Source organism: Pseudomonas sp. TUM25319, from assembly GCF_056388475.1.
Map to the genome: position 1 here is coordinate 2,096,006 of NZ_CM150751.1, position 12,773 is coordinate 2,108,778.

Sequence of the window (12,773 nt, forward strand, 5' to 3'; positions counted from 1 at the left end):
TCATTCCTCGGGTTTGGGAGTGGTCGGGTCGCTATCGTGCAGGTGGCGGGACAGGTAGATACCCTGGCCGACCAGGAACAGTACGGTCATGCCCAGGCTGCCGAAGACCTTGAAGTCGACCCAGATGTCCTGGAAGGTGAAGGCGACGAACAGGTTGGCGGCGCCGCAGATCAGGAAGAAGGCGATCCAGGCCAGGTTCAGGCGGGTCCAGACGCTGTCGGGCAGCGTCAGGGCGTGGCCCATGATGCGCTTGATCAGCACCTTGTCGCCGACGAAATGACTGCCGAGGAATGCCAGGGCGAACAGCCAGTTGACCACCGGCGCCTTCCACTTGAGGAAGGTTTCGCTATGGAAGGCCAGGGTCAGGCCACCGAACACCAGGCACGCCACCAGGGTCAGCCACTGGCCTTTCTCCAGCTTGCGCTGGCGAATGAAAATAGCGCCGTAGACCACCAGCGAGCTGAGAATCAGCACCGCCGTGGCACTGTAGATGCCGCCGAGGCTGAAGCTCTGGCCAGCGACGTCGACCACGCGGGGATCGAGCTTGTAGACGATGAAAAACAGGAGCAGCGGGATGAAATCGATGAATTGTTTCACAGTGGCAGCCAGGAGCGGGATGTCCCGGCATAATAACAAACCTCAATGAGAGGGAAAGCGTCACCCCATGAATGTTGATCTGCACTGCCACAGCACCGCGTCCGACGGCTCGCTGACACCCACCGAGCTGGTTTCCCGCGCCTATGAACAGGGCGTGCGGGTGATGGCCCTGACCGACCACGACACCCTCGAAGGCCAGCTTGAAGCCCGCGAGGCGATGCACGCGCGCGGGATGCAGTGGATCAGTGGCATCGAACTGTCGTGTACCTGGTCGGGGGTGACCATTCATGTGCTCGGCTACGGTTTTCCCCTCGACGCGCCGCCGCTGCTCGAAGCGGTCGAGTCCCTGCACCGCGGCCGCTGGCTGCGTGCCGAGGAAATCGCCCGGCGCCTGGCGGCCAAGGGCATGCCCGGCGCGCTGGAAGGCGCTCGGGCGATCCAGCAGGCGCTGGGCGACAGCGGCAATGCCCCGGCCCGTCCGCATTTCGCCGATTTTCTGGTCGGCGCCGGTTACGTCAAGGACCGCGCCGAAGCCTTTCGCAAGTGGCTGGGCGCCGGCAAGCTGGGCGACGTCAAGCTGCACTGGCCGACCCTGGATGACACCGTCGAAACCCTGCGCGCCGCCGGTGCCTGGGTCAGCCTGGCTCACCCGATGCACTACGAACTGACCCGCAGCAAGCGCCGCCGGCTGATTGCCGACTATATTCAAGCGGGGGGACAGGCACTGGAAGTGGTCAACGGCATGCAGCCGGCCGAGCAGGTCGGCACGTTGTCCATCCTGACCCGTGAGTTTGGCCTGCTGGCCAGCGCCGGCAGCGACTTCCATGGCCCGGGCACCTGGTCCGAAATCGGTGTCTACCGGCCTTTGCCGGAGGATCTGCCACCTCTGTGGCGTCGATTCAAACATGAGCAGCCACCCGCGGCCGTCTGAACAGGAAGACAATGTGAGTCAATTTTTCCAGATACATCCGGAAAACCCCCAGCCGCGCCTGATAAAACAGGCAGTGGAAATTATCCGCAAGGGCGGGGTGGTGGTGTATCCGACCGACTCGTCCTACGCCATGGGCTGCCAGATCGGCGACAAGGGCGCCATCGAGCGGGTCCGGCGTCTGCGTCAGCTGGACAAGAACCACAACTTCACCCTGATCTGCAGTGACCTGTCGCAACTGGGTAACTTCGCCAAGGTCGATACCGGCACCTTCCGCCTGCTCAAGGCGCATTTGCCCGGGCCCTACACCTTCATTCTCAACGCCACCCGCGAAGTGCCGCGCCTGTTGTTGCACGAGAAGCGCCGTACCATCGGCATGCGCGTGCCTGACCATCCTATCGCCCTGGCGCTGGTGGCGGAGCTGGGCGAGCCGCTGATGAGCGTCAGCCTGGTAATGCCCGGCGACGAGGAGCCGCTGACCGACCCTTACGAAATGCGCCAGGTTCTGGAGCATCAGGTCGACCTGATCATCGACGGTGGCTTCGGTGGCATGAAAGCCTCCACCGTAATCAACCTTTCCGGCGACGAGCCGGAAGTCGTGCGGGTAGGCTGCGGCGATCCCGCGCCCTTCATGGCCGAAGCGTGAGCATGGTCGAGCCGGTGGAGGCGCCGGTCGATCCTCAGGCCGGCGCCCAGCAGGAGTTGCCGCTGGTCATGGTCTATGGCCAGGCCCTGACCGAGATGCCGGTGGACCTGTACATTCCGCCGGATGCCCTGGAGGTGTTCCTCGAGGCCTTCGAAGGCCCGCTGGACTTGCTGCTGTACCTGATCCGCAAGCAGAACGTCGACATCCTCGACATCCCGGTGGCGGAAATCACCCGTCAGTACATGGGTTACGTCGAGTTGATGAAGACGGTGCGGCTGGAGCTGGCTGCCGAGTACCTGGTGATGGCTGCCATGCTCGCCGAGATCAAGTCGCGCATGCTGCTGCCCCGTGCCGAACAGCCCGAGGAAGAAGAAGAGGACCCGCGCGCCGAACTGATCCGCCGTCTGCAGGAATACGAGCGCTTCAAGTCGGCCGCCGAGGACATCGACGACCTGAGTCGGGTTGGCCGCGACATCATCGTCCCGCAACTGGACGCGCCCCAGGCCAAGGTGCGCAAGCTGCTGCCGGATGTCTGCATCGAAGAGGTGCTGATGTCGATGGCCGAAGTGCTGCGGCGCAGCGATCTGTTCGAAAGCCACCAGGTCAGCCGCGAGGCGCTGTCCACCCGCGAACGCATGAGCGAAGTGCTGGAGCGCTTGCGCGGCGCAGGCTTCGTACCCTTCGTCGAGCTGTTCACTGCCGAGGAGGGCAAGCTCGGTGTGGTGGTGACCTTCATGGCGATTCTCGAGCTGGTCAAGGAATCCCTGGTCGAACTGGTGCAGAATGAGCCCTTTGCACCGATCCACGTCCGGGCCCGGGCCGAATGAATTCAAGAGCACCTGCATGAACCTGACCGACCCGCGCGACCTGGCGCCCCTGCTCGAAGCCTTTCTCCTGGCCTCGGGGAAACCGCAATCGCTCGAGCGCCTGTTCGAGTTGTTCGAGGAGGCCGAACGTCCTGACCCTGATGTGTTCACGCAAGCGCTCGAGCTGCTGCGCGCCTCCTGTGCCGGCCGTGCGTTCGAACTGGTGGAGGTGGCGTCCGGCTATCGTCTGCAGATCCGTGAGGACTACGCGCCCTGGGTCGGCCGCCTGTGGGAAGAACGTCCGCAGCGTTACTCCCGGGCATTGCTGGAAACCCTGGCGCTGATCGCCTACCGCCAGCCCATCACCCGCGGCGAGATCGAAGATGTGCGCGGCGTGGCGGTCAACAGCAATATCGTCAAGACGCTGCTCGAACGCGAGTGGGTGCGTATCGTCGGTTACCGCGAAGTGCCCGGTCGCCCGGCCATGTTCGCCACCACCAAGGCGTTTCTCGATCATTTCAACCTGAAGAGCCTCGACGAGCTGCCGCCGCTCGCCGAACTGCGGGAAATGGAGCCGTCGCCGCTGCCGCCGGTGGACCTTGACGACCTGCCGGTGCCGGCTCACCTGCAGGCCCTGGCCGATGCCAGCGCCGATCCGGACGATGCGCCGCCCGCCGAGGAAACCAGTTTCCGCAGCCTGCTGGTGGAGCTCGATGCCATGGAGGAAGGCCTGAAGACCGACTTCGATGACCTGTTGCGCGATCTGCCCGAGGCCGGGGCCGAAGCCCCGGCAGAGGCTGCGGACGTGGAAGGTGACGACGAGTCATTGCCCGAAGTCTCCCGCGACTGACCCACCGTCTGGCGTAAAAGCACGGCAGACACGCCGATATGCAACTAGGCTCTGATGCGTTTGCGCCGCGATCAGCGTATGATTCGCGGCCTTTTTGATGCTGCCGCATCAGAATTCCAGATTTGAATCTCTACACCGGGAGGTGCCCAGATGAGTGAACAAGACCTGCAAGACAGCCCGCCACGTCCGGCCGGCGAAAAACTGCAAAAAGTACTGGCGCGCATTGGCGTCGGCTCGCGCCGTGACGTCGAGGCCTGGATCGGCGAAGGCCGCATCAAGGTCAACGGCGTTGCCGCCACCCTTGGCCAGCGCGTCGATCTGCACGACGCCATTTCCGTCGATGGTCGCCTGATCAAGCGCGAGGAAAGCGCCGAAGCCGTGCGCCGCGTGATCATGTACAACAAGCCCGATGGCGAGATCTGCACCCGTGACGACCCGGAAGGCCGTCCGACCGTATTCGACCGTCTGCCGCGGCCGAAAGAGGGGCGCTGGATCAACGTCGGTCGCCTCGACATCAACACCACCGGCCTGCTGCTGTTCACCACCGACGGTGAACTGGCCAACCGCCTGATGCACCCGTCCTTCGAGATGGACCGCGAGTACGCCGTGCGCGTACGCGGTGAAGTGGACGACGACATGATCGCCCGCCTGAAAGAAGGCGTTGTGCTGGAAGACGGTCCGGCACGTTTCACCGACATCCAGCAGGCGCCGGGCGGTGAAGGTTTCAACCACTGGTATCACTGCGTGGTGATGGAAGGTCGCAACCGCGAGGTTCGTCGCCTGTGGGAATCCCAGGGCCTGGTGGTCAGCCGCCTGAAGCGCGTGCGTTTCGGTCCGGTGTTCCTCAACTCCGACCTGCCGATGGGGCGCTGGCGCGAAATGAGCCAGGGCGAGATCGACATCCTGGCCGCTGAAGTGGGCCTGACCCCGGTCGCCATGCCGGCAATGAACGCCAAGACCAAGGACAAGCTGGAGCGCATGCAGCGCAAATCCAGCAAGCCGATCGGTCGTGGCGAGCGCGTGCGGACCCTGCGTCCGGCCAAGGACGGTGCACCGGCCGAGCGCTCGCCGCGTCAGCCCCGTGAAGACGCGCCGCGCAAGGGCCGCAGCACCGTCGCCGAGCGTCCGAGCGAAGTGCGCCGCAAACCGGCGCCGGCGCCGAAGCGTTCGGGTCCGGGCGCGGGTCGTGGCAAGCCTCGGTCCGAGTAAGGGCTGAGCGAGCAAAGGGAGCCAACCTTCGGGTTGGCTTTTTTTTGACCTGCAGTTACAAGCTTCAAGCTTCAAGACAGAGCAGATCGCGTCGCATACTGTCTTGCAGCTTGCAGCTTGCAGCTTGCAGCTTGCAGCTTGCAGCTTGCATCTGCATCTCTGGCAACTTTTTGCACCAGCTTGTAAATATTTTGTTACTGGGCTGGGCCGCTTCTCCCGACAATCCGCACCACCGTTCGTCCTGTAAACATTCCTTGCCGAAATCCTCCCTTCGGCGGGCTTTACGCTCACGTCAACACCTTGTCCGCGCCCCCGTAAACACGCTGTCATGTGCGCCACAGCCAAGTGCCCGACCCGCCGCAGAGCGGGTTGGAAAAAAGAACAAAAACGGAGGGCGCGATGTACGCCATTCAATCCCCCAGGCTTGATTCCTTCCTCTGGAACGCTGCGTGCCGTCAACAGAACGTTACGCGATGTGTTGACCCCTGCGTCAATGCAAGGGTATACAGTGCGCCGCGTTTTACCTGTGACCCTCTTGCGTACCGCGCAACCCTGCTGATGCCAGGTTGACCACCGGGGCCGAGCCCCGCGTCGAGCGACCTCATTCAAGCGCCAAGGTAACCACCCCTTGCCAATTCCGCTGCGCCACGAGCGTGGTGGGTCCGATCCCGTCACAGATAAAAACAACAGGTGACTTCGTTCATGAGTGGACATATCCCACAGTCAGGTGAGCTCAAGCGCGGCCTGAAAAATCGCCATATCCAGTTGATCGCCCTGGGCGGTGCAATCGGTACCGGCCTGTTTCTCGGCTCGGCCGGGGTGATGAAATCGGCGGGTCCGTCGATGATCCTCGGTTACGCCCTCTGCGGCTTCATTGCCTTCATGATCATGCGCCAGCTCGGCGAGATGATCGTCGAAGAGCCGGTCGCCGGTTCCTTCAGCCACTTCGCGCACAAATACTGGGGCGGTTTCGCCGGCTTCCTGTCGGGCTGGAACTGCTGGATGCTGTACATCCTGGTGGGCATGTCCGAGCTGACTGCTGTTGGCAAGTACATTCACTACTGGTGGCCGGAGATCCCGACCTGGGCGTCGGCCGCGGCCTTCTTCATCCTGATCAACGCCATCAACCTGGCCAACGTGAAGGTGTTCGGCGAGGCCGAGTTCTGGTTCGCCATCATCAAGGTCCTGGCCATCGTCGGCATGATCGGCCTGGGCAGCTACCTGCTGGTCAGCGGCAGCGGCGGCCCCGAGGCGTCCATCACCAACCTGTGGGAGCACGGTGGCTTCTTCCCTGAAGGCTTTGGCGGCCTGGTCATGGCCCTGGCGCTCATCATGTTCTCCTTCGGCGGCCTGGAAATGCTCGGTTTCACTGCCGCTGAGGCCGACAAGCCGAAGACTGTGATCCCGAAAGCGATCAACCAGGTCATCTACCGCATCCTGATCTTCTACATCGGCGCCTTGGTAGTGCTGCTGTCGCTGACGCCGTGGAACAGCCTGGTGGCCAACCTCGATGCGTCCGGCGGTTCCTACAGCGGCAGCCCGTTCGTCCATGTGTTCTCGATGCTGGGCAGCAACACGGCGGCGCATATCCTCAACTTCGTGGTCCTGACCGCAGCACTGTCGGTGTACAACAGCGGCACCTACTGCAACGCCCGCATGCTCTACGGCATGGCCGAGCAGGGCGATGCCCCGGCGGGCCTGGCGAAGATCGACAAGCGCGGGGTGCCGGTGCGTTCGATCCTGGCGTCGGCGGCGGTGACCCTGGTGGCGGTGCTGCTCAACTACTTCATGCCCCAGCATGCGCTGGAGCTGCTGATGTCGCTGGTCGTGGCGACCCTGGTGATCAACTGGGCAATGATCAGCTACTCGCACCTGAAATTCCGTCAGCACCTGGACCGCACGGGCCAGAAGCCGCTGTTCAAGGCGCTGTGGTATCCGTACGGCAACTACCTGTGCCTGGCCTGGGTGGTACTGATCCTCGGCATCATGCTGATGATGGATGGCATCCGTACTTCGGTGTATGCAATGCCGGTCTGGCTGGGCGTGATGTGGGTCTGCTACCAGCTTAAGGGCAAGCGCGTGGCGGCCGGAGTTGCGGTCAGCCCTGTGGTCAAGTAAGTCGATTTCCGGGGGCTGCAGAGCAGCCCCCGGCATCGTCCGATGCAGGGTATGCTGACGCCCATTCCCTCTTCGGGCATCTCTCATGCTTGTCCTTTCCAACACCGTCCATATCCCCGACGAAGAAATCGAGTTGAATGCCATCCGCGCCCAAGGCGCCGGCGGGCAGAACGTCAACAAGGTTTCCAGTGCCGTGCACCTGCGCTTCGACAGCCAGGCATCCTCGTTGCCGCCGTTCTACAAGGAACGCTTGCTGCAGTTCAGCGATGGCCGTATCACTCGCGACGGCGTGATCATCATCAAGGCGCAGCAATACCGGACCCAGGAACAGAACCGTGCCGACGCGCTTGAGCGCCTGCGCGAGCTGATTCTGGCGGCGATCAAGGTGGAGAAGAAGCGCCGTCCCACGCGTCCGACGCTGGGTTCGAAGACCCGGCGGCTCGACACCAAGAGCAAACGTGGGGCGATCAAGGCCGGTCGCGGCAAAGTCGATTATTGAAAGGGAAGGCGGTGTCGCGGCGGGAGGAGGGGCGTCTTGAGCGTGTGAAAACCCGTTGGTGAGGTGGTCCCCCGGTAATCGAGGTTTTCACACGTCCTGTGGTGCGCGGTTATTCCTGGTCGGCGCTCGGGTTATCGTCGCCTTCTTTTTCAGCCACCTGGGCTGGTTCGGCGCTGTGAGTGACGGGCGTCTGCTCGACGGGGTTCAGGCTTGGGAAGGGAAGATTCGGGATTTCATGCATCTCGTCGTTCCTCGCAAGTTCGATGGTGGAAAGATTACGCGGTTGCGCGTGAGGGCTCCCTGGGAAGCCTGGGGCAGGATACAGGAGTCTGCGTGACAGAATGAATTTTCCTGCTGTTCGGTAGGAAATTTACGACAAAAAAGGTTCGGGGCCGCTAGCGGCCCCGACGTGTTTCAGAGGCAGACGTCAGCGATTGCCGCTGCCAGTTGCCCTAGTCTGGCCTCGTCAGCACCGGCGATATTCGCCCGTCCGGTGCCGACCATGTAGACACTGTGCCGCTCCCGCAACAGCCTGACCTGCTCCGGCGACAGGCCGGTGTAGGAGAACATCCCGCGCTGTTCGGCGATGTGGGAGAAGCGCTCGCTCAATCCGTGAGGTGCCAGTGCTTCCACCAGCCCGGCGCGCAGGCGGGCGATGCGCTGGCGCATGGCGTCGACCTCGTCGATCCACAGCGCTTTCAGTGCCGGATCGCCCAGGATCTGCGCCACCACCGCCGCGCCATGGTCCGGTGGCGTGGACCACAGGTTGCGGGCGATAAAGGCCAGTTGGCTGCGTACATCCAGCAGCTTGTCCGCGTCGTGGCTGCACACCAGCAGGGCGCCGGTGCGTTCGCGGTAGAGGCCGAAGTTCTTCGAGCAGGAGCTGGTGATCATCAACTCGGGCAGCGCATCGGCGAACAGCCGCACGGCCCAGGCATCCTCTTCCAGCCCGTCACCGAAGCCCTGGTAGGCGAAGTCGATCAGTGGCAGCAGCGAACGGCGGCGCACCACCTCCAGCACGGCCTGCCAGTCATCCCGGGACAGGTCGAAGCCGGTCGGGTTGTGGCAGCACGCATGCAGCAGGACGATATCGCCTTCCGGCACGGTTTCCAGCGTGGCAAGCAGGCCGGCGACGTCGAGGCGGTTGTCCGCGCCGACGTAGGGATAGTGGCTGACCTTCAGGCCGGCGCTGGCGAAGATGCTTTCGTGGATCGGCCAGGTCGGGTTGCTCAGCCAGATGCCGCGCCCCGGCAGGCATTGCCGGGCGAACTCGGCGGCCAGGCGCAGGGCACCGGTGCCGCCCGGCGTCTGGGTGGCGCCGGCGCGTTGTTGCGTCAGCAGCGGCGAATCGCTACCCAGCACCAGTTCGCAGAGCAGCTGGCCGAACGCCGGGTCGCCATGGCCGCCGACGTAGCTCTTGCTCTGCTGGCGATCCACCAGGCGCTGTTCCGCCTGTTTGACCGCCGCCGGAACCGGCGTCAGGCCCTGGGCGTCCTTGAACACGCCCACGCCAAGGTCGAACTTGTCGGGATTGCCATCCTTGGCGAAGGCTTCCATCAGGCCGAGGATCGGGTCTCCGGGGACCCGCTTGATGGCCTCGAAGTGCATCACTTGCGGCCTTCGGCGGTCTTGGCGACTTCGTCGGTGCGCGCGGCCATGATGAAGTCGTTGCGGTGCAGGCCCTTGATCGAATGGCTCCACCAGGTGACAGTGACCTTGCCCCACTCGGTCAGCAGGCCAGGGTGATGGCCTTCGGCTTCAGAGATCTCGCCCACGGCGTTGGTGAAGGCCAGGGCGTGCTTGAAGTTCTTGAACAGATAGAGCTTTTCCAACTGCATGATCCCGTCGCGAACCTCGATGTTCCAGTCGGGGATCATCCGCAGCAGTTCCGGCAGTTCAGCGTCGCTCACTTTCGGCGCATCGGCGCGGCAGGCTTCGCAGTGGGCTTGGGACAAGGCGGTCATAGTGGTTTCCTTTGAATTGTTATAGGTGTGCAAGGCCGCTCAGGCGGCGGCCTTGGGCGGGAATTTCGGGGCGTGCAGGCCCAGTTTCATCGCTTGCTCGACCATGCCCATGATGTCTTCGTGGGCCAGGTCGAACAGACGCTTGAGGTTGGGCAGAGTGAAGTACACCGGCTGCAGGATGTCGATGCGGTACGGCGTGCGCATCGCCTCGATCGGGTCGAAAGGCTGGTGCTCGGGTTCGTCCGACAGGCTGTAGACCGTCTCCTTCGGCGAGGACAGGATGCCGCCACCGTAGATCTTGCGGCCCTGCGGCGTGTCCATCAGGCCGAACTCGATGGTCATCCAGTACAGGCGGGCGAGGTAGACGCGCTGTTCCTTGGTCGCCGCCAGGCCCAGCTTGCCGTAGGTGTGGGTGAATTCGGCGAACCATGGGTTGGTCAGCAGCGGGCAGTGGCCGAAGATTTCGTGAAAGATGTCCGGCTCTTGCAGGTAGTCCAGTTCTTCCACGGTACGAATGAAGGTCGCCACCGGGAAGCGCTTGCTGGCCAGCAGTTCGAAGAAGGTCTGGAAAGGAATCAGTGCCGGCACCCGGGCGACTTGCCAGCCGGTGGTGGCTCCCAGTACCGCGTTGATCTCCGACAGTTGCGGGATGCGGTCGTGGGGCAGGGCGAGCTGTTCGATGCCGTCCAGGTATTCCTGGCACGCGCGCCCCTCGATCACCTTCATCTGGCGGGTGATCAGGGTGTTCCACACCGCATGTTCCTGCGGCGGGTAATCGATAAAACCTTGCGCATCGGGCTCACGGGCCACGTAGTGCGTCTGTTTCATGCTGCTCTCCTGATGAGGGCTCTTATTGTTTTGAGGCTTGCGCCATACCCTTAGAGATAACCGCTGATCTTGAACTTTTCAGCTATTGGCGGCAGGTGTAGTACCTGCTGGAAGACGGTTTTTGTAACGCAGGTTTTACGAATTTGCCGAGGGCGTGGAATTCCACGGTCGCGCATGGCTGTGAAATCGAGTTTTTGTAACGTATTATTTACAAAATTTCCGACGTTCTGACAGAAAAATCGCCCCCTCACGCCTTCCAGGACCTTTCATGCGTATCAAAGTGCATTGCCAGAACCGCATCGGCATTCTGCGGGACATCCTCAACCTGCTCGTGGAGTACGGTATCAACGTCGCCCGGGGCGAGGTGGGCGGCGAGCACGGCAACGCCATCTATCTGCACTGTCCGAACCTGATCAATCTGCAGTTCCAGGCCTTGCGCCCCAAGTTCGAGGCGATCACCGGGGTGTTCGGGGTCAAGCGGGTCGGCCTGATGCCCAGCGAGCGGCGGCACATGGAGCTGAATGCGCTGCTGGGGGCGCTGGAATTTCCGGTGTTGTCGATCGACATGGGCGGCTCGATTGTCGCCGCCAACCGCGCCGCAGCGCAGTTACTCGGCGTGCGGGTGGACGAGGTGCCGGGGATTCCGCTGTCGCGCTACGCCGAGGACTTCGACCTGCCGGAACTGGTGCGGGCCAACAAGTCACGGATCAACGGCTTGCGGGTCAAGGTCAAGGGCGATGTGTTCCTCGCCGATATCGCGCCGCTGCAGTCCGAGCATGACGACAGTGAGGCGCTGGCCGGTGCGGTGTTGACCCTGCACCGTGCTGACCGCATCGGCGAGCGCATCTACAACGTGCGCAAGCAGGAACTGCGGGGTTTTGACAGCATCTTCCAGAGTTCGAAAGTGATGGCGGCGGTGGTCCGCGAGGCCCGGCGCATGGCGCCGCTGGATGCACCGTTGCTGATCGAAGGGGAGACGGGGACCGGCAAGGAGTTGCTTGCCCGTGCCTGTCACCTGGCCAGCCCGCGCGGGCAGGCGCCGTTGATGGCGCTGAATTGTGCCGGGCTGCCGGAGTCCATGGCCGAAACCGAGTTGTTCGGTTATGGGCCGGGTGCCTTCGAGGGCGCCCGCGCCGAGGGCAAGCTGGGCCTGCTGGAACTGACGGCTGGCGGCACGCTGTTTCTCGACGGCGTTGGCGAAATGAGTCCGCGTTTGCAGGTGAAACTGCTGCGCTTCCTGCAGGACGGTTGCTTCCGCAGGGTCGGCAGTGATGAAGAGGTTTACCTGGATGTCAGGGTGATCTGCGCGACCCAGGTGGATCTGTCCGAGTTATGTGCCCGGGGCGAATTCCGCCAGGACCTGTATCACCGTCTCAATGTGCTGTCGCTGCACATTCCGCCGCTGCGCGAGTGCCTGGATGGCCTGCCGCCACTGGTGGAGCACTTCCTTGACCAGGCCAGTCGCCAGATCGGCTGTGCGCTGCCACGGCTGGCGCCGGCGGCATTGGAGCGATTGAGCCAGTACCACTGGCCCGGCAACGTCCGGCAGCTGGAAAACGTGCTGTTCCAGGCGGTGTCGCTGTGCGAGGGTGGGGTGGTCAAGCCGGAACATATCCGTCTGCCCGACTATGGTGCCCGCCAGCCATTGGGTGAGTTCTCCCTGGACGGGGATCTGGCGCAAATTGTCGGACGATTCGAAAAGGCGGTGCTGGAAAGTTTGCAGGCCGAATATCCCACCAGTCGGGCATTGGGCAAGCGCCTGGGTGTTTCCCATACGACGATCGCCAACAAGTTGCGGGATTATTCGATAGGCAAGTCCGGCGAATAATGCGCTGAACTTTCAAAAGGCAGGTTTATTAACGAAACATTATCTGGCGTGGCGCCTCTTTCTGATAAAAAGAGGCGCGGCGGCCACGGGGCGGATATCAGCCGTTGGAGCAGCCGTTACCCATGACGCGGTATTCGAGGATGTGCTTCTGGCCCTGGGAATCTTCATAGGTCATGCGGGCTGGAACCACTTCGCAGACGTTCGGGATCTCGCTCATGGAAATGACTTTGGCGATGTCCAGATGTTGCGAATAACTGTACTGTTCAACCGGGATCTGCTCGGCGCCTTTATTTGCAACTTCGTCGGCCATGGCCGCGCCGCAAACACTACCGAGTACCAATACCAGTAAGGCTTTCATCTTCAATTTACCTGTCCAAGGTCGTAAGAGGGGCGTAGCGCTTGTGGCGCTACGGTGTCGCAAAGTAAAACCAGAAAGTTATCTCGGGATTAACGCGCCTTCGTGGGGGCCTGTTACGGAAGTTAATCTCGTTGCCGTTGCT

The 12,773-nt window shown here is 62.6% G+C and carries 14 protein-coding genes; 8 read left to right on the forward strand and 6 right to left on the reverse strand.

The features are described 5' to 3' along the window. Nucleotides 1-597, reverse strand: a complete 597-nt coding sequence (locus AC05QJ_RS09890; protein WP_476746684.1) for a septation protein A — start codon at nucleotides 595-597, stop codon at nucleotides 1-3. Between the two features lie 67 nt (nucleotides 598-664). On the opposite strand from AC05QJ_RS09890, the gene AC05QJ_RS09895 reads away from it, so the two are divergent. The 7 genes from AC05QJ_RS09895 (at nucleotide 665) to arfB (ending at nucleotide 7,653) form a co-directional block, all read left to right on the forward strand. Continuing rightward, a complete protein-coding gene (locus AC05QJ_RS09895; protein WP_476746685.1) occupies nucleotides 665-1,528 on the forward strand; it encodes a PHP domain-containing protein in 864 nt (287 codons plus the stop codon). A 13-nt stretch (nucleotides 1,529-1,541) separates the two neighbouring features. Further along, the gene (locus tag AC05QJ_RS09900; protein ID WP_476746686.1) at nucleotides 1,542-2,171 is read left to right on the forward strand and encodes an L-threonylcarbamoyladenylate synthase; all 630 of its coding nucleotides are present in this window, start codon (nucleotides 1,542-1,544) and stop codon (nucleotides 2,169-2,171) included. Nucleotides 2,172-2,299: 128 nt separating this feature from the next. After that, complete coding sequence (locus AC05QJ_RS09905; protein ID WP_476747903.1) at nucleotides 2,300-2,998, forward strand: segregation and condensation protein A; 699 nt, start codon at nucleotides 2,300-2,302, stop codon at nucleotides 2,996-2,998. 16 nt (nucleotides 2,999-3,014) lie between these two features. Further along, nucleotides 3,015-3,827: an SMC-Scp complex subunit ScpB gene (gene scpB / locus AC05QJ_RS09910; RefSeq protein ID WP_476746687.1), complete on the forward strand. Its 813-nt coding sequence runs from the start codon at nucleotides 3,015-3,017 to the stop codon at nucleotides 3,825-3,827. A 150-nt stretch (nucleotides 3,828-3,977) separates the two neighbouring features. Then, nucleotides 3,978-5,036, forward strand: coding sequence for a 23S rRNA pseudouridine(2605) synthase RluB (gene rluB / locus AC05QJ_RS09915; protein WP_476746688.1), 1,059 nt, complete (start codon nucleotides 3,978-3,980; stop codon nucleotides 5,034-5,036). 702 nt (nucleotides 5,037-5,738) lie between these two features. Next, a complete protein-coding gene (locus AC05QJ_RS09920; RefSeq protein WP_476746689.1) occupies nucleotides 5,739-7,154 on the forward strand; it encodes an amino acid permease in 1,416 nt (471 codons plus the stop codon). A gap of 85 nt (nucleotides 7,155-7,239) precedes the next feature. Then, the gene (gene arfB / locus AC05QJ_RS09925) at nucleotides 7,240-7,653 is read left to right on the forward strand and encodes an alternative ribosome rescue aminoacyl-tRNA hydrolase ArfB (protein WP_476746690.1); all 414 of its coding nucleotides are present in this window, start codon (nucleotides 7,240-7,242) and stop codon (nucleotides 7,651-7,653) included. Nucleotides 7,654-7,762: 109 nt separating this feature from the next. On the opposite strand, the gene AC05QJ_RS09930 is transcribed toward arfB, so the two are convergent. The 4 genes from AC05QJ_RS09930 to phhA all read right to left on the reverse strand — a co-directional run bounded on the left by AC05QJ_RS09930 (nucleotide 7,763) and on the right by phhA (nucleotide 10,445). Next, nucleotides 7,763-7,894 (reverse strand): hypothetical protein, encoded by a 132-nt coding sequence (locus tag AC05QJ_RS09930; protein WP_476746691.1) that lies wholly within the window; start codon nucleotides 7,892-7,894, stop codon nucleotides 7,763-7,765. Nucleotides 7,895-8,067: 173 nt separating this feature from the next. Continuing rightward, nucleotides 8,068-9,261 carry an amino acid aminotransferase gene (locus AC05QJ_RS09935; RefSeq protein WP_476746692.1) on the reverse strand — a complete coding sequence of 398 codons (1,194 nt, stop codon included), beginning with the start codon at nucleotides 9,259-9,261 and terminating at the stop codon, nucleotides 8,068-8,070. Beyond that, entirely contained in the window at nucleotides 9,261-9,617 is a 357-nt protein-coding gene (locus AC05QJ_RS09940; protein ID WP_476746693.1) for a 4a-hydroxytetrahydrobiopterin dehydratase, read from the reverse strand. Before AC05QJ_RS09940 ends, AC05QJ_RS09935 begins: the two co-directional genes overlap by 1 nt. 39 nt (nucleotides 9,618-9,656) lie before the next feature. After that, on the reverse strand, nucleotides 9,657-10,445 hold the full coding sequence (phhA, locus tag AC05QJ_RS09945) for a phenylalanine 4-monooxygenase (RefSeq protein WP_476746694.1): 789 nt from the start codon (nucleotides 10,443-10,445) through the stop codon (nucleotides 9,657-9,659). A gap of 268 nt (nucleotides 10,446-10,713) precedes the next feature. On the opposite strand from phhA, the gene AC05QJ_RS09950 reads away from it, so the two are divergent. Beyond that, complete coding sequence (locus AC05QJ_RS09950; protein WP_476746695.1) at nucleotides 10,714-12,273, forward strand: sigma-54-dependent transcriptional regulator; 1,560 nt, start codon at nucleotides 10,714-10,716, stop codon at nucleotides 12,271-12,273. A gap of 97 nt (nucleotides 12,274-12,370) precedes the next feature. Here AC05QJ_RS09950 and AC05QJ_RS09955 read toward each other — a convergent pair whose 3' ends face one another. Beyond that, nucleotides 12,371-12,631: a DUF2790 domain-containing protein gene (locus AC05QJ_RS09955; protein WP_476746696.1), complete on the reverse strand. Its 261-nt coding sequence runs from the start codon at nucleotides 12,629-12,631 to the stop codon at nucleotides 12,371-12,373. Nucleotides 12,632-12,773: the final 142 nt, after the last annotated feature.